This window comes from Mesorhizobium sp. M0618, assembly GCF_040320765.1.
Taxonomy (GTDB): Bacteria; Pseudomonadota; Alphaproteobacteria; order Rhizobiales; family Rhizobiaceae; genus Mesorhizobium.
Map to the genome: position 1 here is coordinate 161,785 of NZ_JAMYQH010000006.1, position 22,936 is coordinate 184,720.

Annotated in this window: 22 protein-coding genes and 1 other RNA gene; 1 reads left to right on the top strand and 22 read right to left on the bottom strand. The window is 63.6% G+C overall.

The features are described 5' to 3' along the window. Positions 1 to 23: 23 nt before the first annotated feature. From ftsA to mraZ, 15 genes are all read right to left on the bottom strand, one after another. Positions 24 to 1,331 (bottom strand): cell division protein FtsA, encoded by a 1,308-nt coding sequence (ftsA, locus tag NKJ04_RS09330; RefSeq protein WP_352674475.1) that lies wholly within the window; start codon positions 1,329 to 1,331, stop codon positions 24 to 26. Then, on the bottom strand, positions 1,328 to 2,269 hold the full coding sequence (locus NKJ04_RS09335; protein WP_023813137.1) for a cell division protein FtsQ/DivIB: 942 nt from the start codon (positions 2,267 to 2,269) through the stop codon (positions 1,328 to 1,330). The genes ftsA and NKJ04_RS09335 overlap by 4 nt, the downstream gene beginning before the upstream one ends. Next, positions 2,257 to 3,183 carry a D-alanine--D-alanine ligase gene (locus NKJ04_RS09340; RefSeq protein ID WP_352551794.1) on the bottom strand — a complete coding sequence of 309 codons (927 nt, stop codon included), beginning with the start codon at positions 3,181 to 3,183 and terminating at the stop codon, positions 2,257 to 2,259. Before NKJ04_RS09340 ends, NKJ04_RS09335 begins: the two co-directional genes overlap by 13 nt. A 313-nt stretch (positions 3,184 to 3,496) precedes the next feature. Beyond that, positions 3,497 to 4,462 (bottom strand): UDP-N-acetylmuramate dehydrogenase, encoded by a 966-nt coding sequence (murB, locus tag NKJ04_RS09345; RefSeq protein ID WP_352551793.1) that lies wholly within the window; start codon positions 4,460 to 4,462, stop codon positions 3,497 to 3,499. Then, entirely contained in the window at positions 4,459 to 5,865 is a 1,407-nt protein-coding gene (gene murC, locus NKJ04_RS09350) for a UDP-N-acetylmuramate--L-alanine ligase (RefSeq protein ID WP_023813140.1), read from the bottom strand. The genes murB and murC overlap by 4 nt, the downstream gene beginning before the upstream one ends. Further along, positions 5,862 to 6,989 (bottom strand): undecaprenyldiphospho-muramoylpentapeptide beta-N-acetylglucosaminyltransferase, encoded by a 1,128-nt coding sequence (gene murG / locus NKJ04_RS09355; protein ID WP_023813141.1) that lies wholly within the window; start codon positions 6,987 to 6,989, stop codon positions 5,862 to 5,864. The genes murC and murG overlap by 4 nt, the downstream gene beginning before the upstream one ends. Position 6,990: 1 nt before the next feature. Further along, positions 6,991 to 8,142, bottom strand: a complete 1,152-nt coding sequence (gene ftsW / locus NKJ04_RS09360) for a putative lipid II flippase FtsW (protein WP_023813142.1) — start codon at positions 8,140 to 8,142, stop codon at positions 6,991 to 6,993. Further along, positions 8,142 to 9,542: a UDP-N-acetylmuramoyl-L-alanine--D-glutamate ligase gene (gene murD, locus NKJ04_RS09365; protein ID WP_352674479.1), complete on the bottom strand. Its 1,401-nt coding sequence runs from the start codon at positions 9,540 to 9,542 to the stop codon at positions 8,142 to 8,144. Before murD ends, ftsW begins: the two co-directional genes overlap by 1 nt. A gap of 8 nt (positions 9,543 to 9,550) precedes the next feature. Continuing rightward, positions 9,551 to 10,633, bottom strand: coding sequence for a phospho-N-acetylmuramoyl-pentapeptide-transferase (mraY, locus tag NKJ04_RS09370; RefSeq protein WP_013530954.1), 1,083 nt, complete (start codon positions 10,631 to 10,633; stop codon positions 9,551 to 9,553). Between the two features lie 18 nt (positions 10,634 to 10,651). Then, entirely contained in the window at positions 10,652 to 12,109 is a 1,458-nt protein-coding gene (locus tag NKJ04_RS09375) for a UDP-N-acetylmuramoylalanyl-D-glutamyl-2,6-diaminopimelate--D-alanyl-D-alanine ligase (protein WP_352674481.1), read from the bottom strand. Continuing rightward, the gene (locus tag NKJ04_RS09380; RefSeq protein WP_352674484.1) at positions 12,106 to 13,560 is read right to left on the bottom strand and encodes a UDP-N-acetylmuramoyl-L-alanyl-D-glutamate--2,6-diaminopimelate ligase; all 1,455 of its coding nucleotides are present in this window, start codon (positions 13,558 to 13,560) and stop codon (positions 12,106 to 12,108) included. Before NKJ04_RS09380 ends, NKJ04_RS09375 begins: the two co-directional genes overlap by 4 nt. 54 nt (positions 13,561 to 13,614) lie before the next feature. Then, entirely contained in the window at positions 13,615 to 15,324 is a 1,710-nt protein-coding gene (locus NKJ04_RS09385; protein ID WP_023813146.1) for a peptidoglycan D,D-transpeptidase FtsI family protein, read from the bottom strand. Beyond that, positions 15,321 to 15,716, bottom strand: coding sequence for a cell division protein FtsL (ftsL, locus tag NKJ04_RS09390; protein WP_127271473.1), 396 nt, complete (start codon positions 15,714 to 15,716; stop codon positions 15,321 to 15,323). The genes NKJ04_RS09385 and ftsL overlap by 4 nt, the downstream gene beginning before the upstream one ends. Before the next feature lie 3 nt (positions 15,717 to 15,719). Next, a complete protein-coding gene (gene rsmH / locus NKJ04_RS09395; protein WP_352551782.1) occupies positions 15,720 to 16,739 on the bottom strand; it encodes a 16S rRNA (cytosine(1402)-N(4))-methyltransferase RsmH in 1,020 nt (339 codons plus the stop codon). Further along, a complete protein-coding gene (mraZ, locus tag NKJ04_RS09400; RefSeq protein WP_056582893.1) occupies positions 16,736 to 17,194 on the bottom strand; it encodes a division/cell wall cluster transcriptional repressor MraZ in 459 nt (152 codons plus the stop codon). The genes rsmH and mraZ overlap by 4 nt, the downstream gene beginning before the upstream one ends. 410 nt (positions 17,195 to 17,604) lie before the next feature. Between mraZ and NKJ04_RS09405 the strand changes: the two genes are divergently transcribed. Further along, the gene (locus NKJ04_RS09405) at positions 17,605 to 18,720 is read left to right on the top strand and encodes a cystathionine gamma-lyase (RefSeq protein ID WP_352551780.1); all 1,116 of its coding nucleotides are present in this window, start codon (positions 17,605 to 17,607) and stop codon (positions 18,718 to 18,720) included. A gap of 8 nt (positions 18,721 to 18,728) precedes the next feature. On the opposite strand, the gene NKJ04_RS09410 is transcribed toward NKJ04_RS09405, so the two are convergent. From NKJ04_RS09410 to NKJ04_RS09440, 7 genes are all read right to left on the bottom strand, one after another. Further along, complete coding sequence (locus NKJ04_RS09410; protein ID WP_352442232.1) at positions 18,729 to 18,908, bottom strand: type II toxin-antitoxin system RelE/ParE family toxin; 180 nt, start codon at positions 18,906 to 18,908, stop codon at positions 18,729 to 18,731. A 118-nt stretch (positions 18,909 to 19,026) separates the two neighbouring features. After that, positions 19,027 to 19,302 carry a type II toxin-antitoxin system ParD family antitoxin gene (locus NKJ04_RS09415; RefSeq protein WP_023813151.1) on the bottom strand — a complete coding sequence of 92 codons (276 nt, stop codon included), beginning with the start codon at positions 19,300 to 19,302 and terminating at the stop codon, positions 19,027 to 19,029. 177 nt (positions 19,303 to 19,479) lie between these two features. Then, an RNA gene (rnpB, locus tag NKJ04_RS09420) (RNase P RNA component class A) lies at positions 19,480 to 19,889 on the bottom strand. Between the two features lie 50 nt (positions 19,890 to 19,939). Next, positions 19,940 to 20,665, bottom strand: coding sequence for a lytic transglycosylase domain-containing protein (locus tag NKJ04_RS09425; RefSeq protein ID WP_023813152.1), 726 nt, complete (start codon positions 20,663 to 20,665; stop codon positions 19,940 to 19,942). Between the two features lie 208 nt (positions 20,666 to 20,873). Beyond that, positions 20,874 to 21,629, bottom strand: a complete 756-nt coding sequence (locus NKJ04_RS09430) for an N-acetylmuramoyl-L-alanine amidase (RefSeq protein WP_128303484.1) — start codon at positions 21,627 to 21,629, stop codon at positions 20,874 to 20,876. Next, on the bottom strand, positions 21,626 to 22,345 hold the full coding sequence (locus NKJ04_RS09435; protein ID WP_128303483.1) for a J domain-containing protein: 720 nt from the start codon (positions 22,343 to 22,345) through the stop codon (positions 21,626 to 21,628). The genes NKJ04_RS09430 and NKJ04_RS09435 overlap by 4 nt, the downstream gene beginning before the upstream one ends. A gap of 164 nt (positions 22,346 to 22,509) precedes the next feature. Beyond that, entirely contained in the window at positions 22,510 to 22,770 is a 261-nt protein-coding gene (locus NKJ04_RS09440; RefSeq protein ID WP_081734943.1) for a hypothetical protein, read from the bottom strand. Between the last annotated feature and the right edge of the window lie 166 nt (positions 22,771 to 22,936).

The following is a 22,936-nucleotide window of genomic DNA, read 5'->3' on the forward strand; positions in this document are numbered from 1 at the left end:
CTATGGGGCTGTCCCCGTCAATTTTAGAAACTGTCTCTCAACCACTGACTCATGCGATGCAGTTTTCCGCCCGTTCCGGTCATTTTGAGACCGGAAATTCCTTTCGCAGGATGGCTCTCGAAGCTCGCCATCTGCGGATAGATCAGAAGCCCCACCGCGGCCGAGAAGGCCGGCCCCTTCGCCGCTTCCGGCAGGCCGGCCACGCCGAGCGGTCGGCCGATGCGCACATTGCGTCCCAGGATGCGGCGCGCCGCCTCCGGCAGGCCGGCAAGCTGGCTGGCACCGCCGGTAAGAACCACACGCTTGCCCACTGCATTGCCATAGCCGGACCTGTTCAGCCGGTCGCGCAGCAGTTCGAGCGTCTCGTCGATGCGGGCGCGCACGATGCGCGTCATCACCGAGCGCGGGATCTGCAAGGGCACGTCGCCATCGTCGCCGATCGGCTGGATCGAAACCAGGTCGCGGTCGTCTGCGCTGCCCGGCAGCGCCGAGCCATGCATCACCTTCAGCCGTTCGGCGGCATCGAGCGAGGTCGACAGCCCCTTGGCCATGTCCAGCGTGACATGGTTGCCGCCGATGGCGATGGCGTCGCCATGGACGAACTTGCCTTCCGAAAACACCGAAATCGTCGTCGTGCCGCCGCCCATGTCGATGCAGGCCGCGCCCATTTCCAGCTCGTCGTCGACCAGGGCCGCCAAGCCGCTGGCATAGGGCGTCGCCACCATGCGCTCGACCGACAGATGCGAACGGTTGATGGACAGCTCCAGATTGCGCATCGGCGCGGCGTCGCCGGTCAGCACATGCATGTCGACGCCGAGTGCGTCGCCGACCATGCCGCGCGGATCGCGCACGCCGCGTTCGGCATCCAGCGAGAAACCGACGGGAAGCGAATGGATCACCTCGCGCTCGGCCTTCAGCGCCTGCTTGGCGCCAGCACCGAGAACGCGCTTGATGTCAGCCTCGTCGGCCTCGTGGCCGCCAAGATTGATGGTGGCCGAGAAGGCTTCGCTCTTCAGCCGGCCGGCCGTCATGTTGACGATGAGAGAATCGACCGTCAGCCCGGCCATGCGCTCGGCTGCGTCGACGGAAAGGCGGATGGCATGTTCCGCCCTATCGAGATCGACCACGACACCAGACTTCACGCCTTGCGATTTCTGATGGCCGATGCCGATCACCTGGATCCGGTGCGAGCGGCCGCGCAGCAGCTTGCCGTCATCGCACGGCTTGAGCTTGGCCACCATGCAGCAGACCTTGCTCGAACCGACATCCAGCACCGTCAGGGTGCCGGACCGGCGCGACGCGGCATCGCCAGGACCGCCAAGCCAGTTCATATCTTCGTCTCCGGCTTGCGCTTCAGGCTCTTGGGTTTCTCGTTGAGGGCGGCTTCGCGCTGCGTCGCCGCTTCCGCCGTCAACTGCACGACCAGCCGGTCCGTCAGGCGCATGTCGACGGCGGCGATGTCACGCGACAGCAAGCCGCTGTCATGATCCATCTTCACGAGTTCGGCGAGCGCCTGATCCTCGTCGTCCTCGGGAAGCTTGACGGTGATGCCATTGTCCAGCTTCAGGTCCCAGCGCCGCTCGCCGACGCGGATATAACCTTTGATCCGGCTCGCGAGCTCGGGATATTTTTCGACCTTGGCCAGGAAATCGGGCGCGCTCGCCGGCGCGCCGGTGCCGATCAGCAGCGGCAGAAGCACCTGCTTGCCGCCCGAGAACGGCGCGATCATGGCACCATTCCTCTCGATGACCGAAAGCTCGTCGCCCTGCTGCCAGAGCGCGAAAGCCTCGCGCTCCTCGACACGTACTTCCAGCGTGTGCGGGTAGACCTTGCGCACCGCCGCAACCTCGATCCACGGCAGACCGGAGATCCGTTCGCGCGCTGCCTCGGCATTAAAGCCGATCAGCGACGTCCAGCCATCAAGTTCAAGCCTGTCGAGTATATCGATTTCGGAGGTCTGGCGATTGCCGACCACCTTGACCTGATCGACGGCAAAGCCGGTGCGGGCGGTGATGCTCTGCACGATACCGTCGACATGACCACCGAGATAGGCGCCATAGGCACTGCTCGAGAAAATCAGCACGGCCGACATCATGGCCGCGGAAAAGCGCGGCGCCTGGAATTCCCCAACGCCCAGGCGCGCCAGAATGCGCACCGGGCGGCGAAGCATGCGCGGCAGTACGAAATGGTCCAACGACAATGACAGGCCGAACAGCGCCGGCCCGGCCGCGCCCCTCTCCCTACCCTGTCCCCATTTCAACGCAGACACGAAGCGTCCTCCACCATCCAACTTAACAAATCGCCAAACGAGTGCCCGGCATGGGCGGCGATTTCAGGTACCAAAGACGTCGGCGTCATACCCGGCTGGGTGTTGACCTCGAGCCAGACAATCTCGCCGTTTTCGGAATGACGATCGTCATAACGGAAGTCCGAACGGGAAACGCCTCGACAGCCGATCGCTTGGTGAGCCTTGAGCGCCAGTGTTTGTATTTTTTGGTAAATATTCGGTGAAACTTTTGCGGGGCATTCGTGCTTTGATCCCCCGGCGACATATTTTGAATCATAGTCGTAGAAGGAATGGCCGGTCGGGATGATCTCGCAGACCCCCAGCGCCACATCGCCCATCACCGCGCAGGTCAGCTCCCTGCCGTGGATGTAGCGCTCGACCATGACGGTATCGCCATATTTCCACTCCGACGAGCCAAGAACCTGCGGCGGATGCGACTGGCCTTCATGCACGATGACGACACCGAAGCTCGAACCCTCATTGACCGGCTTGACCACATAAGGCGGCTTCATTGGATGCTTGTTCTGGATGGCGAAGCGGCTGGCGACCTTCGATTCGGCGACCACGATGCCGACCGACTTGGCAACCCGCTTGGCCTGCTCCTTGTTCATGGCCAAGGCCGAGGCGAGCACGCCGGAATGGGTGTAGGGAATGCCGAGATACTCAAGGATGCCCTGAATGGTGCCGTCTTCGCCAAAAGGGCCATGCAGCGCATTGAAGGCGACATCGGGCTTGAGCCCAGCAAGCACGGAGCCGACATCGCGCCCGACATCGACACGGGTGACCTGGTAGCCTTCCTTCTCGAGTTCATCGGCACAAGCCTTTCCCGACGAAAGAGACACGGGCCGCTCGGACGAAAAACCACCCAGCAGGACGGCCACATGCTTGTTTTTCATTCCCCGGCATCCCCTCTCTCACGGCGGACCAAAACCAGATTTTCCGCAACATTGAGTCAGAGTCTCCCGGCAGGTTGCCCCCCAGACGGAAAACGCTGAAAACGCGTCGAACGACTCAAATCAGGAAACGCTTTCGAGCAGAGAATCAGAGAGTTGATTCACTGGCAAGTGCTTACGATTCCGAGAGATTCACTTTCTGAGAAAATGGATGCGAAAAGCGTGTCGTTGAGTCTTTGCGGCAACGGTCGCGGACCGTTTCGGCCTCGTTGAAGTTCATGCATCACATGAACTTCAACGCGCGCCAAAGTGCACCTTAAAGGAGCTGCCCGAGAAACTCCTGCACGGCATGCCCCGGCCGGAAATTGCCGATTCGCTTGATTTCCCATTGCAACCGGATACCGGAATTCTCCAGCACCCGCGTGCGCACCGTCTCGCCGAGATATTCAAGGTCGTAGCCGGTCGCGGTTCCCGTGTTGATCATGAAGTTGCAATGCATCGGCGACATCTGGGCCCCGCCGATCATCAGGCCGCGGCAGCCCGCTCTGTCGATCTCCTTCCAGGCCGACGTGCCTTCCGGATTCTTGAAGGTCGAGCCACCGGTCTTCTCGCGGATCGGCTGCACGGTCTCGCGATGGTTCTGCACGGCCTCCATCGCCGCCTTGATCGCCGTTTTGTCCTCGGCAAAGCCTTCGAACACGGCCGAGGTGAAGATCAGCCCTGAGGGCGCCGCTGAATGGCGATAGGCGTATCCCATATCGGCATTGCTCAGCGTCTGCACATTGCCCTTGCGGTCGAGCGCCCGCACTTCGACGACGCGCTCGCGCGTCTCGACACCATTGGCGCCGGCATTCATCCGCAGCGCACCGCCGATTGCACCCGGAATGCCGTGGTAGAAATGAAAGCCGCCAATGCCGGCCTCGAGCGCCACCGCTGCGACGCGCTTGTCGGGGGTCGCGGCTCCCGCCTTGATCCTGATCGGCGAAATCACCTCGGCCTCGCCGAAGCCCTTGGCCGAAAGGCGGATGACAAAGCCCTCGATGCCGCCGTCGCGGACCAGCAGGTTGGAGCCGACGCCAACGACGGTAAGAGGTATTTCTTCAGGAACGGCTTTGAGGAACACCGCAAGATCCTCCTCATCAGCCGGCTGAAACAACGCTTCAGCCAGGCCCCCGGCACGGAACCAGGTGATCTTGTCCATCTCGGCGTTCGGCGTGAGGCGGCCGCGCAGGCCGGCAAGCCGGTCGCCAAGTCTGTCGATCAGGGCCTGGCCGTGCATCATGAGACGGTCCCGCCAAGCTCCTTGGGCAACGCATAGGCCCATTGGGTGATGTTGCCGGCGCCCAGGAAGACGACGAAGTCACCCGGCTTGGCCAGATCACGGATGACGGGCGCGATCGCCGCCGGACCCTCGATGTAGCGCGCGTCGCGATGGCCGCCGGCGCGGATGCGCGAGACCAGCGCGTCCGAGCTGACGCCGTCGATCGGCTCTTCGCCGGCCGCGTAGACCGGCGCCACCATCACTGTGTCGGCGTCGTTGAAGCAGGTGGAAAACTCGTTGAACAGATCATGCAGCCGGGTGAAGCGATGCGGCTGGGCAATGGCGATGACGCGACCCTGGGTGGCGCTGCGCGCCGCCTTCAGCACCGCCGAGATCTCGACCGGATGGTGGCCGTAGTCGTCGAATATTTCGACGCCGTCCCACGAACCGGTATGGGTGAAGCGGCGCTTGACGCCGGCGAAGGACGACAGGCCCTTCTTGATCGCCTCGGCCGACAGGCCGAGCTCATGCGCGACCGCGATCGCTGCCGTCGCGTTGGAGACGTTGTGGCGGCCGGGCATCGGCAGGCGCAGGCCTGCTATGACAGTCTGGCCGCCTGTCTTGCGGTCGCGTATCACCACGTCGAATTCAGAAATGGCACCTGCCATGCGGTGATTGGTAAAGCGCACGTCGGCCTGCGCATTCTCGCCATAGGTGATGACCCGGCGGTCCTCGATGCGGCTGACCAGCGCCTGCACCTCGGGGTGATCGGTGCACATCACGCCAAAACCATAGAACGGCACGTTCTCGACGAACTGGCGAAACGCCTCGCGCACCTTGTCGAAGCTGCCATAGTGATCGAGATGCTCGGGATCGATGTTGGTGACGACCGCGATCTCGGCCGGCAGTTTCAGGAAAGTGCCGTCGCTCTCGTCGGCCTCGACCACCATCCATTCGCCGTCGCCCATGCGCGCGTTGGTGCCATAGGCATTGATGATGCCGCCATTGATGACGGTCGGATCGAGCCCGCCGGCATCGAGCAACGTCGCCACCATCGAGGTCGTCGTCGTCTTGCCATGCGTGCCGCCGATCGCCACCGCCTGGCGAAAGCGCATCAGCTCGGCCAGCATTTCGGCCCGGCGCACGATCGGCAGCAGCTTTTCGCGCGCGGCCTTCAGCTCCGGGTTGGATTTCTTGATCGCCGTCGAGACGACCACCACCTCGGCATCGCCGAGATTCTCGGCCCTGTGGCCGACGAAGCATTCGATGCCCTTGTCGCGCAGCCGCTGCACATTGGCGCTTTCGGCCTGGTCGGACCCTTGCACCTTGTAGCCGAGATTGTGCAGCACTTCGGCAATGCCGCTCATGCCGATGCCGCCAATGCCGATGAAATGCACAAGGCCGATGGTCTGCGGCATCTTCATGCTTGCGTCCCCTTCCTGAAATCCGAAATGGTTTTTTTGGACGCAATAGCCTCTGTAAGATCAGCGAGCAACCGTGCCGCGTTCGGCCGGCCGGCCGATTTCGCGCCCGCCGCCATCGCCACAAGCCGATCGGGGTCGTCCATCAGCTCGCCAATGAGCGCTGCGATGCGTTCGGGCGAGAGCGAGGATTGCGGATGCACTTCACCGCCGCCGGCCGCGGCAAGGGCCGCCGCGTTCGCCGCCTGGTCGTGATCGAGCGCATAGGGGTAAGGCACCAGCAGCGCCGGCCGGCCGATGACGGCGATCTCCGAAACGGTCGAGGCGCCGGAACGCGAGATCACCAGATGAGCAGCCGCCATACGCTGCGCCATGTCGGTGAAGAAGGGTGAGACCTCGGCAGCAACGCCCAGTGCCGCATAGGCCGCCTTGACCCGCGCCACATCATCGGCGCGAGCTTGTTGGGTAATGACCAGCCGCTTGCGCTGAGCATCGGAAAGCAGCGCGATCGCCCCCGGCACGGCATCGGAAAAGAACTGAGCGCCCTGGCTGCCGCCGAACACCAGCAGGCGGAACGGCTGTTCCCCGGTCGATGCCGCATAATTCGTCCTGGCCGCTTCCAGCACGGCCGGCCTGACCGGATTGCCTGTCGTCACCGTCTTGACCCCGGCAGCACTGGTGTCCTGCGGCAGGAAGCCGCCGGCGATGGCATCGACACGGCCGGCCAGCGCCCGGTTGGCGCGCCCCATCACCGCGTTCTGCTCATGGATCAGCGTCGGCACCTTGCGCCGTGTCGCCGCGTAGAGCGGCGGCAAGGTCGGATAGCCGCCAAAGCCGACGACCGCATCCGGCTTGATCCTGCCGATGACGGCGGAAGCCTGGCGCACGCCGCGCCAGATCTTCCAGAAGGCGCCAAGCAGGGCAAAAGGATTTTTCGAGCCCATCGTCGCCGACTGGATCGGGTGGACGGCGGCGGCCGGAAAATGGCCGGCGAAACGCTCGGCACGGTCGTCGGTCGCCAGATGCACCGACCAGCCGCGCTCGTTCAGCTCATGCGCCAGCGCCTCGGCCGGGAAAAGATGCCCACCGGTGCCGCCTGCCGCGAGAAGGATGACGCCTCTGGCCATATCACTCCGCCGGCACGGCGCGTTGCGACAGGCCAAAGCCCATCTGCTTGCGCTTTTCCGGCCGCTTGCGTGTCAGCGCCAGCACCATGCCCATCGAGATGGCGATGGCGATCTGCGAGGAGCCGCCATAGGAGATGAACGGCAGCGTCATACCCTTGGCCGGCACAAGCTGGAGATTGACGCACATGTTGATGACCGCCTGCAGGCCAAACACGGTGACTAGGCCGCCGACCGCATAGCGGGTGAAATCGTCATGCTCCTTCAGCGCCGTGTTGAGGCCGCGCAGCACGATGAAGGCGAAGATCGACATGATGAAGAAGCACATGATCAGCCCGAACTCTTCGCCCGCGACCGAGAAGACGAAGTCGGCATGGCTGTCGGGAATGACGCGCTTGACTGTGCCCTCGCCCGGCCCGACACCGAACCAGCCGCCATTGATCAGCGCTTCGCGCCCCATGTCGACCTGGAACGTGTCGCCCTCGCCGGTGAGGAACTTGTCGATGCGCAAGGCAACGTGCGGGAACACCGTATAGGCGGCAAAGACGCCGCCGACGCCGGCCGCGCCGAGCGCGACGATCCACAGCCAGGGCAGCCCGGCCATGAAGAACATGATGCCCCAGGTGCCGGTCGTCAGCATGGTCTGGCCGAGATCCGGTTGCGCCACCAGCAGCGACACGACCAGCACCAGCAGCAGCATGGCGAACAGATTGCCCGGAATGTCAGGCTGGCGCTTGTGCTCGGCGAACAGCCAAGCGCACATGATGACGAAGGCCGGCTTCAGGAATTCCGACGGCTGGATCGACAGGCCTGCAAGCGACACCCAGCGGCGCGCACCCTTCACCTCGACGCCGATGTAGAGCACCGCCACCATCAGCACCAGCATCAGGCACAGGATGACCAGCGCCATGCGCCGGATCTGCCTGGAATCGAGGAAGGAAACGGCCAGCATCACGCCGAGCGCCGGCACGGTGAAGATGATCTGCCTGGTGGCAAAGTGGAAACTATCGAGGCCGATGCGTTCGGCCACCGCCGGGCTGGCAGCAAAGGACAAGACGATGCCAAGCCCCATCAGCGACAGGAAAGCCGCCAGGAACCAGCGATCGATCGTCCACCACCAGGTCGCAACCGGACTTTTGTCGAGACGGCTTTGCATTATCGTGCCCCTCCGATGGGTTTCACACCCTCGATAGCATTCGCAGCTTGCCTGAAGGCTTCGCCGCGGACTTCGAAATTCTTGAACTGGTCGAAACTGGCGCAGGCCGGCGACAGCAGCACCACCGCTTCGCCGCTGTCGTCCTTAGCGGCATCATGCGCGGCGTGCTCGACCGCCGCGGCCAGCGTGCCTGAAATCTCGTAGGGAACTGCCTCGCCCAGCGTCGCCGAAAAAGCCGGCGCCGCCTCGCCGATAAGATAGGCCTTGGCGATGCGCGGGAAGAAGCCGCGCAAGGGTTCGATGCCGCCTTCCTTGGGCAGGCCGCCGGCGATCCAGTAGATGCGCGCGAAGCTGGACAGCGCCGGCGCCGCCGCATCGGCATTGGTCGCCTTGGAATCGTTGATGAACAGCACATGGTCCTTGCGGCCGACCTGCTCCATGCGGTGCGCGAGGCCGGGAAAGCTTTCCAGCCCCGACTGGATCTCGCCAAGCTCCAGCCCGACCTTGAGGCAAGCGGCGACCGCCGCCAGAGCGTTTTGGGCATTGTGCTGGCCGCGCAGCGAACCGATGCCTTCGAGGAAGGCGACACGGCTGTAACGGCCGTGCACCGCTTCCATCAAATTGCTGCCGTCGGCGAAATAGCCATCGGTCAGCGGCAGGCGTTTGGAAATGCGGATGACATGCCGCCCCGCCCGCTCCAGCCGCTCGGCGATCTGCGCGCACCAGGAATCGTCGATGCCGACGATCGCCGTCTCGCTGCCGGCCACCAGCCGTTCCTTGATCGCGGCGTAGTGCTGCATGGTGCCGTGGCGGTCGAGATGGTCGGGCGTCAGGTTGAGCAGGATGCCGGCCGTCGGGTTGATCGAGGGCGCGAGATCGATCTGGTAGGACGAGCATTCGACGACATAGTGCCGATCGGGCTCGGGCGGATCGAGCGTCATCACCGCGCGGCCGATATTGCCGCCCATCTGGGTGTCGCGTCCCGCGGCTTTCAGGATGTGCGCGGTCAGCGCGGTCGTCGTCGACTTGCCGTTGGTGCCGGTGATCGCGATGAAAGGCGCCGTCGGCGCGCTCAGCATCCGCTCGCGGCAGAAAAGCTCGATGTCGCCGATGGTCTCGACGCCTGAGCCGCGCGCCAGCTCCACCGTCCAATGCGGCTTGGGATGCGTCAGCGGCACACCCGGCGACAGCACGAAGGCCGAGAATTTCGCCCAGTCGGCGCCGCGGAGGTCAGCGGTCGCGATGCCGGCAACGGTGGCCTTGGCCACACTTTCGGGATTGTCGTCCCAGGCCAGCACGTCCGCGCCGCCCTCGATCAGCGCGCGCGCCGTCGCGATCCCCGAGCCACCGAGCCCGAAGAGCGAAACGCGCTTGCCTGAAAAGGATGCGGCGGGGATCAAAGGGCTTCCTATCTCAGCTTGAGGGTCGACAGGCCGACCAGCGCCAGGATGACGGCGATGATCCAGAAGCGGATCACCACCTGGCTTTCGGTCCAGCCGAGCTTTTCGAAATGATGGTGGATCGGCGCCATCAGGAACACCCGCTTGCCGGTCATCTTGAAGTAGCCGACCTGGATGATGACCGACAGGATTTCCACGACGAACAATCCGCCGACGATGACAAGAACGATCTCGTGCTTGGTGGCGACCGCAACGGTGCCGATCAGGCCGCCCATGGCCAGCGAGCCGGTATCGCCCATGAAGATCGCCGCAGGCGGCGCATTGAACCAGAGGAAGCCCAGACCAGCGCCGATGACCGCGCCGAGCACGACAGCCAGTTCGCCGGTGCCGGGCACGAAATGGATCTGCAGATATTCGGCGAAGACGGCGTTGCCGGAGAGATAGGCGATGACACCGAAGGAGGCCGCCGCGATCATGATCGGCACGATCGCCAGTCCGTCCAGACCGTCGGTGAGGTTCACAGCATTGCCGGCGCCGACGATGACGAAGCAGGAGAACGGAATGAAGAACCAGCCGAGATTGACGATGAATTCCTTGGCGAAGGGAAATGTCAGCGACGAAGAGAACGGCGCCTGGCCATTGTGCATGATCACCCAGGCGGCGATGCCGGCAATGACAAATTCAAGCGCAAGGCGTGCCTTGCCGGAAAAGCCGAGATGCGACTGCTTGGTTACCTTGAGATAGTCGTCGTAGAAGCCGATCGACCCGAAGCCCAGCGTCACCAGCAGCACCACCCAGACATAGATGCTCGACAGGTTCGCCCACAAAAGCGACGAGCCGATGATGCCCGACAGGATCATCAGGCCGCCCATGGTCGGCGTGCCGGCCTTCTTGAAATGTGTCTGCGGCCCATCGGCGCGGATCGGCTGACCCTTGCCTTGCCGCAGCCGCAGCGAATTGATGATGGTCGGTCCGAAGATGAAGACGATCAGCGCCGACGTGATCAGCGCCCCGCCGGTGCGGAAGGTGATGTAGCGGAAGACATTGAAGACCGAGACCTTGTCCGCAAAATCGACGAGCAGTGTAAACATGCGTTTTCGTCCCCCGACCTAGGTCTGTTTTCTAGCTGTCGATTCAGCCGGGAATTTGCCCAGCAGCGCATCGACCAGTTTTGCAAAACCGATGCCCTTCGACGATTTGATCATCACCACGTCACCCGGCTTAAGCGCGGCAAGCAGCACCGGCTTCAGCTCCTCGACACCAGCGCGGTATTCCGTCTTGATCTCAGCCGGCAGCGCTTCGGCCAGCGCCCGCATTTCCGGGCCGCCGAGGAAGACGGTCTGTGTCCCGGTGCCGACGATGAGTTCGGCAAGGGCTGCATGCAGCTTGGCCGAATGGTCGCCGAGTTCGAGCATGTCGCCGAGCACGGCGATGCGGCGGCCCTCGCCCGTCACAGGCGTCGCGTTGAGCAATGCCATGGCAGCAGCCATCGATGCCGGATTGGCGTTGTAGCTTTCGTCGATCAGCGTGATCGGTCCACCTGGGTGGCTCGAAGTCGAGCCACCGGGATGGCGCAGCACATGGCGCTTGCCGCGCCCGCGCTCGGCGGAGAGATCGGCCAGTGCTGAAGCCACCTTGTCGAGATCGGCGCCGACCAGATGCGCCGCACCCAGCACCGCCAGCACGTTCTGCACCATATGGCGGCCGGGCGCGCCGATCCGCGCCGTCACTTCGTGGCCGCCGATCCTGGCGATGATGTCGGAATGATCCGCATGCAGTTCGCATTTGGTGAGCTTGAAGGTAGAGCGCGCATTCTCGCCGAAGCCGTATACGTGCTCGACACCGGCGGCATGGGCCATCTTGTCGAGCAGCTTGAAGCGCGTATCGTCGCGGTTGAGGACGGCGACCCCCTCGGGCTCCAGCCCCTCGAAAATCTCGGCCTTGGCCTTGGCGATCTCGTCCAGATTGCGGAAGAAACCTAGGTGGGCGGCCGCGATCATGGTGACGATGGCGACATGCGGCCTCACCATCTTGACCAGCGGACGGATCTCGTCGGGATGGTTCATGCCGATCTCGAACACGGCATAGTCGCAATCATCGGGCATGCGCGCCAAGGTCAGCGGCACGCCCCAGTGATTGTTGAAGGACTGCGCCGAGGCATGCACCTTGCCGACGGCTTGCAGCACATGGCGCAGCGCTTCCTTGGTGGTGGTCTTGCCGGCCGAACCGGTGACAGCGATGATTTTCGCGCTCGAGCGGGCGCGCGACGCAACTCCAAGCTTTTCCAGCGCGACCAGCACGTCCTCGACGACGATGATCGGCGCCGTCAGCCGGCCGAGCGACGGCAGCTTGCCTTCGGCCACCACCAGCACGCCGGCGCCAGCCTTGATGGCGGCGGTTGCGAAGTCATGGCCGTCCATCGCCTCGCCCTTGATAGCGAAGAAGGCGTCGCCCGGCTGCAGGCTGCGGCTGTCGATCGAAATGCCTGAAATGCCGTCCGGCATCGGCCCGAGCGGCCGCCCGTCCATGGCGGCAACCAGCGCCTCGGAGGTCCACAGCAAGCTCATGCGGCACGCTCCACGAGTGCCGCGCGAACTTCCTCGTGATCGGAAAAATGCAAGGTCTCGGAGCCGATCGTCTGGCCCTCCTCGTGGCCCTTGCCGGCCACGATCAGCGTGTCGCCGGCATGCAGCATGGCGACCGCCTCATGAATCGCCTGGCGCCGGTCGCCGATCTCGATGGCACCGGGAGCGGCGGCCAAAATAGCGGCGCGGATCGTTTCCGGCACTTCGGAGCGCGGATTGTCGTCGGTGACGATGACGACATCTGCAAGCCGCGTCGCAATCTCGCCCATGATCGGTCGCTTGCCGCGGTCGCGGTCGCCGCCGCAGCCGAACACGACGATGACGCGGCCGGTGGTGAATGGGCGCACCGAGGCCAGCACGTTTTCCAGCGCGTCGGGCTTGTGGGCATAATCGACATAGACCGGCGCGCCGCTGGCGGTGGTGCCGACGAGGTCGAGCCGGCCCGGCGCGCCCTTCAGTCTCTCCAACGCCATCAAGGCCCTGGCGACAGGTGTTCCCGTGGAGATGGCAAGACCCGCCGAAACCAGCGCGTTCGAAATCTGGAAATCACCGGCCAGCGGCAGGTCGATCTCGTAGAGCACGCCATCGGCCTCGACCTCGGCCCGCTGGCGATGGCGTTCATGCTCGACCCGCTTCAGCCTGAGGAAATCGCCATGGCGGCCGACCGTCAGCACATTGAGCCCGGCGCCCTGTGCGGCCAGGGTCGTCGGCGCCGACCATGGATCGTCGGCGAAGATCACGGCTGGTGCGCCCTTCGGCAGCAGCGTGTCGAACAGACGCAGTTTGGCGCGGTGATAGTCCTCGATGGTCGGATGATAGTCCATATGGTCACGGCCGAGATTGGTGAAGCCGCCGGCGGCCAGCTTCACGCCGTCGAGGCGGCGCTGGTCGAGCCCATGGCTGGAGGCTTCCATCGAGGCGTGGGTGACGCCGGCATCCGCCAATTCCCGCAGCAATTGATGCAGGGCGACCGGATCGGGTGTCGTCAGCGAGCCATAGTCGTTGCGCCCAGGCGCCACCACGCCGGTGGTGCCGATCGAAGCGGCGGCATAACCGGCCTGCTCCCAGATCTGCCTGGTGAAGGCGGCGACCGAGGTCTTGCCGCTGGTGCCGGTCACCGCGACCATGATCTCAGGCTGCTTGCCGGAATAGCGTGCCGCACTCAGCGCCAGCGCCAGGCGCTGATCGTCGACCGCCAGCACCGGAACCGACAGCCCGGCAATGGTGCTGCCCTTGCCCGCCACGATCGCGGCAGCACCGCGCGAGGCGGCGTCGGCGGCATAAACGGCGCCGTCGGCCTTGGTTCCGGCGAGCGCAAAAAAGACAACGCCCGGTTTTACCTGGCGGGAATCCGAAGAAATCCCTGTAACCTCCAGATCGACGGAAGCTATTCCCTCGACGGGCAGGATACCGGCTAGATCTCTGAGCTTCATCGAGTCCCGTTCACCGCAACAAAATAGCGCGCTGTTGCCGGCGCGCCCTAAGAATCACTGATAGGAAACCAGCGTTGCACCATTTTCATGGCTGAAATCTGGCTTCACGCCAAGCATGGCAGCTGAACGCCTGATGATATTGCCGGCCATTACCCCCGCATTTGCGGCCGCGACATCCGTCATACCAGGCTTTTCCGGGTGCGGGGCATCGGCAATGGTAAACACCAGATACTGCGGATCGTCCATCGGGAAGGCGGCGACGAAAGTGTTGAAATTCAAGTCCTTGGAGTAACGGCCATTGACGACCTTCTCGGCCGTTCCGGTCTTGCCACCAACGCGGTAGCCGGGGACTCTGGCGTTTCTGGCAGAGCCCTTTTCGGCATTGAGCGAATAGAGGTAGCGCATGCCTTCGACGGTCTTTTCGCTCACCACTCTCTTGGCGGTGGCCATCGCTTCCGCCTGCGTCCGCACCAAAAAGGTGGGGTTCATCAGGAAGCCGCCATTCATCAACGCCGCGCAGCCCACAGCCGCTTGCAGCGGCGTCGTCGACACGCCATGGCCGAAGGCGATGGTGAATGAATTGACCTGTTTCCAGACCTTCGGTTCAGTCGGACGGGCAGTCTCCGGCAATTCGGTCTGCATCCTGTCCAGAATGCCAAGGCGGTGCAGGAATTCGCGATGCCCCTCGATGCCGACCATCTCGGCTTCCCTGGCCGACCCGATATTGGACGAATAGAGGAACACCTCCGGCAACGACAGCACACGGTTCTTGCCGTGGAAATCGTGAATGGCCTGATGGCCGACCCGGATTGGATGCGAAGCATCGAAGCGGCTCGCCATCGTCGCCTTGCCGGAATCGAGCGCCATGGCGGATGTGAAGCTCTTGAAGGTCGAGCCCATCTCGTAGAGGCCCGCCGACATGCGATTCAGCCGGTCCTTGTCCTGTGCATTGTAGGGATTGTTCGGATCAAAATCCGGCACGGAAGCCATGGCCACCACTTCGCCGGTCTTGACGTTGAGCACGACGGCGCCGGCCCCCATGGCACGATAGCGCTCAAGGCCGGCGGCGATCTCGTCGCGCACCACATGCTGCACGCGCAGATCGATCGAAAGCTTTACCGGCTTGAGATCCTTGGCAATGGCAAGGCCCGATGCCTGCAAGTCGCTCAAGCCTTGCTCGTCCACATATTTCTCCATTCCGGAGATGCCCTGGTTGTCGATGTTGGTGAGGCCGACAATGTAGGACGAGGTCTCGCCGCTCGGATAGAAGCGGCGCTTTTCGGTGCGGAAGCCGAAACCGGGAATGCCGAGCTGCATGATGTCGGACTGTTGCTTGGGCGTCAGCTGCCGCTGCAGCCAGACGAAACCGGCGCCGCTCTTCAGCTTATGGTAGGTCTGCTCATAGTCGATGTCCGGAAGCACCGTCGACAGCTTCTCGATCGCCTCGTCGGCGTCGACAATGCGGCGCGGTTCTGCAAACAGCGACGCCGTCTTGATATCGGTGGCCAGCACTTCGCCGTTGCGGTCGACGATGTCGGGCCGCGATGCCGTCACCCGGCTCTGCGGACCGCCCGACATATCGGGGGTCTGGAAGCCGAGATAGACCAGCCGCCCTGATATGGTCGAGAAGATGCCGAAGAACACCGCCATCGTCATGACGATGCGCGTCCTGCCCTTGCCGCCGGTCGCCTTGCGGGCGCCCTCGACCACGATCGATCCATCCTCACTCGTCCTGGCGCGACGCTTCAGCAGTTTGCCGATCATTGGGCGATGCCTCCGGTCACGACGGGATCCTTACTGTCCGAAGGCGCTTGGTCGGAATTGTCGGCCATGCCGCCCTGGCGTCCCGACAGGATGTCCTGGATGTCAAGGGATTTGGCCGGCAGGTCGCCGATGCCGCCGATCTGACGAGCGCTGACCGGCTCGAGTTCGAGCTGCGACTTGTAGAGTTCGGCCAGCTTCTGCAGCCGCGACGGCTGGGTAAGCAGGCTCCAGTCGGCCTTGAGCAGGTCGATCGTGTCCTCCTCATAGCGTATCTGCGCATGGATCTTCTGCACCGCGGCCAATTGTTCCTCGGCCTCGCGCTTGGCCTTGTAGGTAAGGGCCGCGACCGCAACCATGACGGCGATCAGGACAATGTCGCTGGTACGAAACACGTGTTACCTCTCCCCCGGCCGGTCGATACCGGGAAGCTTTGGAAGGCCGAAAATCGAAAAAACACTGCCGCGCGCCGGCGCCTCGGTGCGGATCGCCGCGCGCAGCCTGGCCGAACGGGCGCGCGGATTGGCCGCCACCTCGGCGTCGCCGGCAGTCACGCCGCCGCCCGCCTTGCGGAACGTCGCGGTGCGCGCATGAGCCTCGGGCAGGTGACGTGAGCCGGTCGCAACATCGGCCCGGTCGGCGATGAAGCGCTTGACGATGCGGTCTTCCAGCGAATGGAACGTCACCACGGCGAGCCGACCGCCCGGCTTCAGCGCGCGTTCGGCCGCGAACAGCGCCTTGGCCAGTTCGCCAAGCTCGTCATTGACGAAGATGCGCAGCGCCTGGAAGACGCGCGTCGCCGGATGGATCTTGTCCTTCGGCGCCCGGCCGATATGCGTCTCGATGGCGTCGGCCAGTTCCAGCGTGCGTTCGAACGGGCGCTTTTCGCGGCGCGCCTCGATCATGCGGGCGATGCGTCCGGCATGGCGCTCCTCGCCGAGAAAGCCGAAGATACGGGCAAGGTCGCCCGGCTTGAAGGAATTGACGACATCGGCGGCGCTGAGGCCCGATTGCGCCATGCGCATGTCGAGTGGCCCGTCGGCGCGGAACGAAAACCCGCGCTCGGCCTGGTCGAGCTGCATCGAGGACACGCCGATGTCGAGCACGACGCCCTCGGCGCTCTCGACATGTTCGTCCAGCGTCGAGAACGGCGCCTGCACCAGCCGCAGCCGGCCGCCGGACTGCGCTTCCAGATCGCGCCCGGCATCGATTGCATCCGGATCGCGATCGATCGCCACAACCGAGGCGCCCGTCGCCAGAATGGCCTTGGTGTAGCCGCCGGCACCGAATGTGCCATCGATGATGACGTCGCCCTGCGCCGGCGCCAGTGCTTCGAGCACTTCGCCAAGGAGGACCGGAATGTGGCGGGCCGATCCGCCAACGGCGTGAGGAAGGTCATCGCCGTGGCTCGCCGTCATTCCGGTCGCTCCCCAGGCTTCGTCCCCTGCCGAAGCTGCAAAAGCCGGGCTCGCGCCTGCGCCCCATAGGCGGCAAGCCGTCCCGGCTCCCAGATCTGAAAGAAATTGCCGCGTCCGACAAAGGCCACTTCCGCCGAAATGCCGGTGTGTTCGCGAATGAAATCGCTCATCGTGATGCGGCCGTCCTGGTCGAGTTTCAAGAAGGTGCCATCGCCATGGCAGAAGAACGACATGTCGTCCGCCGTCTGCAGGAAGGGATCCTCGAGCGCAATGCGCTGCTCGTAGCGGTCGAGCAGGTCGAGCCCGCCGACATCCATCGCCGGCAGGTCGAGGCAGCGCAGCGCGTAGAGTTCCGAATAGCCGCGCTTCTGCACGACGGCACGGAAATGCGCGGGAACGGACACCCGTCCCTTCGCATCGATCCTGCTCACCGTGTTTGACAGAAACCGGTCCATTAAACGCTACAGCCGCTTTCGCCGCCGCACCCCTCTCCATCTTGTCGCCCGCCCCGCCGCGGCGCGTTCCCTGCCCCGTATCAGCCTCGTCCACACGGGCAAAGACCGGCAAACGCGCAGCCGCCGCGGCTGCCCGATTGGCGTACGCTTTACCCTGACGCGGAACGAAGGCTTTGATGTCTGGATGGGATATCATGGGGCACTATGGGCGTCAACGGGAATAGGCTTCACAAACACGCGCGCCGCGACCAATGAGAGCAGCCTCGCCGACACGTCTCGTCTTTATGGTCTATTAAGCCTAACGAACCGTTTAGAGCCGCCTGGCCCAACCGGACGCGCCTTGCCGCGCGCCGCTGCCGGGCATAGCGTCTCGCCACATATCGCCGGTCGCAAACAGGGTTGGAAATTCGATGTCTGAAACTGCAAAGTCACGCGCTGCAGCGCTTCCTCATCTGCGTCGCAGCGGGCTTGCCATGGGCGATTCCATTCCCCTGCCCCTGACCATGGCCGCCATTTTTCATGCGCCCGGCGACGCCACCGGTTTTAACCAGTACGGGCGATTCAGCAACCCGACCTGGGACGCGGTCGAACATATGCTGGCTCATCTGGAGGACGCACCTTGCGTCGGGTTCCCTTCAGGAATGGCGGCAATCTCGGCGGCGTTCTTTGCCGTGCTCAAAACTGGCGACCGTATCCTGCTGCCTTCGGACGGCTATCACACGACGCGGGCTTTGGCCGATCGCTTCCTCAAGCCGCTCGGCATCACCTACGACGTCAGGCCGACCTCGACCTTCCTCGATGGTGGCTTCGATGGCTATCGGCTGGCGTTTGTCGAAACCCCTGCCAATCCGGGGCTGGATATCTGCGATATCGCCGCCGTTGCCGATACTGTTCACAAAGCCGGCGCGATCCTTGTCGTCGACAACACGACCATGACACCCTTCGGCCAACGGCCGCTCGACCTTGGCGCCGATATCGTCGTTGCCGCCGACACCAAGGCACCCAATGGCCACTCCGACGTGCTGTTCGGCCATGTGGCCAGCCGCAATGCCGATATCATCGCCGCCGTGACCGGCTGGCGCGAAGTTTCCGGCAGCATTCCCGGACCATTCGAAGCCTGGCTGGTGCACCGCGGCCTGGAGACACTGGATGTGCGCTTCGATCGCATGTGTTCCTCGGCGGAAGTCATCGCGCGGCGGCTGCAGGGCCACCGGGCAATCAGCGGCTTGCGTTATCCCGGACTGGAAGGCGATCCGTCGCACAACCTTGCCCGCGCCCAGATGGAGCGCTTCGGCTTCCTCATCTCGTTCGAGCTCGCCTCGGAGGACAAGGCCGAGGATTTCATCAACAATTGCGCCTTGATGCAGGCCGCGACATCCTTCGGCGGCGTCCACACGTCCGCCGAGCGGCGCTTGAAGCGAGGCGATGCCGTTGCCGCCGGCTTCGTTCGCCTCTCGGTCGGCTGCGAGCCGGTGGACGAGCTCTGGAAGGCGATCGAGGCGTCACTGGACAAGATCGGCGGCTGACGAAACGGCTACGCGCCGACGTCATCGGCCTCGATGTTGCGCTTGCCATGCAGCACGCGGATTATTTCGATCGCATCGTCATCGACCCGGTACAAGGTGAGATAGTCGCCAACGACCAGATGACGGATGCCTGGCGCGATGTCGTCGCGCGGTGCGCCTAAGAAGGGATAGGTGGCAGTTGCCGCCACCGCGCCTCGATGCGATCGAGCAACCGATCGGCCGCAGCCTCGCTGTCGCGTGCAACATGAAGCCAGATCGCGATCAAATCGTCTTCTGCGCGCGCATTCCGGACGATGGGCAGCAGATTCATGCCGCGTCGTCAGATCGCAGGCGTCTCCTCGCTTCAGCCTTGATGTCATCCATTGACGCAAATCGACCAGGCCCGCTGTCGATCCCTTCCTGCACCAGCTTGCGCAATTCCTCGACCGTGTAGCCATGCAGGTCGCGCCGGTCTTTCCACTGTCTGAGCGCGTCGCGGATCACTTCGCTGGCCGATGCATATTCGCCGGCGGCGACTACATCGTCCACCGCCGCCGCCAGTTCCGGCGACAGCGTGATGCTGCGTTTGTCGACCTGTCCCATGAGAGGCTCCCGATGCTATCAGCTGATCCATGGTACGATTTAATCGCACCAGTTTCAAGCAATAGCCGGCCCTCGCTCGCATGGATGGATCGGTGAACAAACTTGAATCAGCAGGCGCGCCCGAGGGCGCAACCTGTTGATATCAAGAGACTTCTCTTCGATATCGCGGGAGAAAAAATTGCCAGCTGGCCTGTAAGCCGGGTTCTGTATGGCCCTCGCCCCTTGCGAGGCGAGAACGTGGCGGCCATTCATCTTGGGCGCATGTTGCCATGCGCCTCACGCAACCTACCCGGACGGTGAGCCGGAAACAGCCCTCGAGAGTTTCCCCTCGCACCGCCCCTATTCGGTCTTGCTCCCGGTGGGGTTTACCGTGCCGCTCCTGTTGCCAGTCGCGCGGTGGGCTCTTACCCCACCCTTTCACCCTTACCCCGAATCCGGCAAGCCGGATCGTGGCGGTTTGCTTTCTGTGGCACTTTCCCTGGGGTCGCCCCCGCCGGCCATTAACCGGCACCGTGTTTCCATGGAGCCCGGACTTTCCTCACCCACGACCTTTCGGCGTTTGCGGGTGCGGCCGCCCAGCCAGCTGGCAGAGCGTATAAAGGGGTTCACGCCCGAAAACGCAAACGAAAAAGCAGACTTATGCGGGCGATCCCAGCGCAGCCATCTGCACCTTCACCTTGCCGCAATAGGCTGCCGACACCGGGTTCATCCGCGTTGCGGCGTGGCCGGCATTGTATTTCAAAATCGTGCCGCAGGTCGTGCCGCCGCCGAGGCTCCGCGCCATGGCAAGGTATTTCATCCCGTATTTGATGTTGGTGTCGGGATCGAACAGACCCTTGGCGGAGCCGCTATAGCCCATCATCCGAGCCGTGGCCGGCTTGATCTGCATCAGGCCGATCTCGCCGGCGCCGCCGACGATGTTGGGCCGATAGTTGCTTTCGATCTGGATAACCGCCGAGGCGAGCGATACCGGAACGCCTTCGATCGCCGCATAGCGGGCAACGATTGCGGAATACTGCCCGCTGCTGGCCACCGTGGCCGCCGAGGCTGCCGCGTTCCGGACACCGATCGACGCCGTTGCCGTCATGTCGACGGTTTTTCGGCCACGCTTCGTCTGCTTTCTGGCGGACTTCTTCGGCTTGGACCAGCTTGCTTTTTCCATTTTCGCGGAAGCCCGCTTCGTCGCCTTGGCGTCCTGGCCTGCCTTGCCGCTTCTGGCCTGTGGGGCCTTGCCGCCTTTCGCGGATGCCACGACAGGCCCTTGATCGGCTCGCGGGCTGAGGGGCGCGGCATCTGCGGCACTGAAGGCAAAAGTCATTACGCCGGCAGCAAGAGCTGCCGTTAAAACGGTAAATTTCTGCATGTGATCCTGTTCTGTCTGAACCGCGCGAAGATGTTCGCGCAGCAACGCCTAACCAACGTCGGAACAACCCGGGGGCTTGGGGTCCGACATCTACACGTCAGCCGTTTGACGCCCGAATTAGTGTCAAACAAGGCCAGGCAAGTCACTTTGAGTGACAGCTTGTAACTTAAGGATTGGAAAGAATTGCTTGGAAGAGGCTTCCCGGGGGTCAGCGCCTCACGGAAGCAAGCAGCCTTTGCAGCGTCCGCAGCGTCGAGCCGTCGGCAACGCCGTCCACCTTGCGCGGCCGGAAATGACGCTGGAAGGCCTCGACCACCGCCTCGGTCTGCCGGTCGAAAACGCCGGATATTTCAACGCCATAACCGTAGAGCGCCAGCATCGACTGCAACGCTTCGACGTCGCCGCCGGTGTCGCCGGTTGTCAGAGTGGCGCCTCGCCTGACGGGTGCGGCCGCCACGAGATGACCGACACCGGCTTCGAACAGCGTCCGCCACGGAAACCTCTCGCCGGGATCGATCTTGCGCCCCGGCGCAATATCGGAATGCGCGAGTACCCGCTCGGCGGCGATCGAATGCCGACCGGCGATCCCACGGCACAGCCCGATCACCGCATCGATCTGCCGCCGGGGAAAACCGGGATAACCCAGCGAATGCCCCGGATTGACGATCTCGATGCCGACCGAACAGGAATTGATGTCGGCCCGTCCGAACCACGAACTCTTGCCGGCATGCCAGGCGCGGTCGCTTTCCCTGACCATCTGCACGATATGGCCATTCTCGTGGACGAGATAATGCGACGAGACCTCGCTGGCCGGGTCGCAAAGCCAAGCCTCGGCCCCGGCGCCAGTCGCCATACCGGTGTAGTGCAGCACGATCATGTCAGGCCTGGGCGTCTCGCGCCGCGGGCCGAAATTCGGCGATACCCTGACTTCGGCACGTGGCTCGTCGGGCAGAAAGCCGCTCATGCGTGGCGCAGGCCCCGCTCGATCATCTCGTAGGCGGCGTTGATCGCCGCCACCCTGGTGGTCGCGATCTTGATGAATTCCTGAGGCAGGCCGCGCGCGATCAGCCGGTCCGGATGATTGTCGGATACCAGCTTGCGATAGCGTTTCCTGACCTCTTCGAACGGCTTGCCGCGCTCGATGCCAAGCACGACATAGGGATCCCCGGCGCCGAGATTGACGTGCCGCGCCATGATGGCCTCGTAATGCGCTTCGTCGATGCGGAAAATCTCGGCGATGCGGTGCAGGAAGTGGCCTTCGCGCTCGTGCACCAGCCCGTCGGCCTTGGCGATGTGGAACAGACCGTCGAGTATGTCCTCCAGCATCACACAATTGGAATGCCCGGAACCGCACATCTGCGCCATCCGCTCGGCATAGGCCTCGAAACCGGCCACGTCGCGCTGGGCGAGATCGAACAGACGCGCCACATTGCGCGTCTCCTTCGGCGGCACTTCGAATATTTCCTGGAACGCGCGCACCTCGTCCTGGGTGACGATGCCATCGGCCTTGGCCATCTTGGCCGACAGCGCGATCATCGCCACCGAAAAGGCGACACGCCGGCGCAAATCCGCATCGCCGGCGAAAACCGTGCGCACGGCCTCGACCACGTCGGCGACACCCGACGAGGCTGAGGATGAAACGCGGGTGATGAATTCGCCGAGGCGATCCCAAATCGACATGGCCTGCTTCTTAGAGCCACCGCCCGCTCCTATCAAGCCGGGACAGTGCCGCAGGCTTTGCGCGACAAATCGATCGGACTCGAACGCCACGGCGCTCGGACAATATGAAAAAGGCCAGCGCGAGCCGGCCTTTCTCATTCATCACACGAAGTACTGCTTGCTCACTACTGCGCGGGCGCAGGAGCTGGTGTTGCCGGAGCCGGCTCGGCAGGCTTCTCGGGTGTGATGCTCTTCGTGGTCGAATTATCCGTTGCCGGAGGCGTCGCGGCCGGCGGCGTGGCTTCCGGGGTAGCCGGCTTCATCGGTTCCTCGGCGGCCGGCGGATTGGTGCTCTGGGTGGTCGTATTGTCCGTGCCGCTGTCACTGCAGGCGGCGACGCCAAGCAAGGCCAGAGCGGAAACGGACGCGAGAATGAGCTTTTTCATTTTGTCTCTCCTTCAACACACGCTCACGTTGCCGTGAGCGGTCGAAGGACAAATGCGTCAGACGACCATGAGTTTCGTAACGTTGCGTTTCGACATGTAACATCGTCTGGTTCATTTGCGATTGCCGCTCAGGCCGTGGCGAACTAACAGCATGTGCACCACCGAT

Coding starts and splice junctions, on each gene's coding strand:
- ftsA (WP_352674475.1), bottom strand. CDS start 1,331: ATGAACTGGCTTGGCGGTCCTGGCGATGCCGCGTCGCGCCGGTCCGGC.
- NKJ04_RS09340 (WP_352551794.1), bottom strand. CDS start 3,183: ATGAAAAACAAGCATGTGGCCGTCCTGCTGGGTGGTTTTTCGTCCGAG.
- murB (WP_352551793.1), bottom strand. CDS start 4,462: ATGATGCACGGCCAGGCCCTGATCGACAGACTTGGCGACCGGCTTGCC.
- murC (WP_023813140.1), bottom strand. CDS start 5,865: ATGAAGATGCCGCAGACCATCGGCCTTGTGCATTTCATCGGCATTGGC.
- murG (WP_023813141.1), bottom strand. CDS start 6,989: ATGGCCAGAGGCGTCATCCTTCTCGCGGCAGGCGGCACCGGTGGGCAT.
- ftsW (WP_023813142.1), bottom strand. CDS start 8,142: ATGCAAAGCCGTCTCGACAAAAGTCCGGTTGCGACCTGGTGGTGGACG.
- mraY (WP_013530954.1), bottom strand. CDS start 10,633: ATGTTTACACTGCTCGTCGATTTTGCGGACAAGGTCTCGGTCTTCAAT.
- NKJ04_RS09375 (WP_352674481.1), bottom strand. CDS start 12,109: ATGAGCTTGCTGTGGACCTCCGAGGCGCTGGTTGCCGCCATGGACGGG.
- NKJ04_RS09380 (WP_352674484.1), bottom strand. CDS start 13,560: ATGAAGCTCAGAGATCTAGCCGGTATCCTGCCCGTCGAGGGAATAGCT.
- NKJ04_RS09385 (WP_023813146.1), bottom strand. CDS start 15,324: ATGATCGGCAAACTGCTGAAGCGTCGCGCCAGGACGAGTGAGGATGGA.
- rsmH (WP_352551782.1), bottom strand. CDS start 16,739: ATGACGGCGAGCCACGGCGATGACCTTCCTCACGCCGTTGGCGGATCG.
- mraZ (WP_056582893.1), bottom strand. CDS start 17,194: ATGGACCGGTTTCTGTCAAACACGGTGAGCAGGATCGATGCGAAGGGA.
- NKJ04_RS09405 (WP_352551780.1), top strand. CDS start 17,605: ATGTCTGAAACTGCAAAGTCACGCGCTGCAGCGCTTCCTCATCTGCGT.
- NKJ04_RS09415 (WP_023813151.1), bottom strand. CDS start 19,302: ATGGGACAGGTCGACAAACGCAGCATCACGCTGTCGCCGGAACTGGCG.
- NKJ04_RS09425 (WP_023813152.1), bottom strand. CDS start 20,665: ATGCAGAAATTTACCGTTTTAACGGCAGCTCTTGCTGCCGGCGTAATG.
- NKJ04_RS09430 (WP_128303484.1), bottom strand. CDS start 21,629: ATGAGCGGCTTTCTGCCCGACGAGCCACGTGCCGAAGTCAGGGTATCG.
- NKJ04_RS09435 (WP_128303483.1), bottom strand. CDS start 22,345: ATGTCGATTTGGGATCGCCTCGGCGAATTCATCACCCGCGTTTCATCC.
- NKJ04_RS09440 (WP_081734943.1), bottom strand. CDS start 22,770: ATGAAAAAGCTCATTCTCGCGTCCGTTTCCGCTCTGGCCTTGCTTGGC.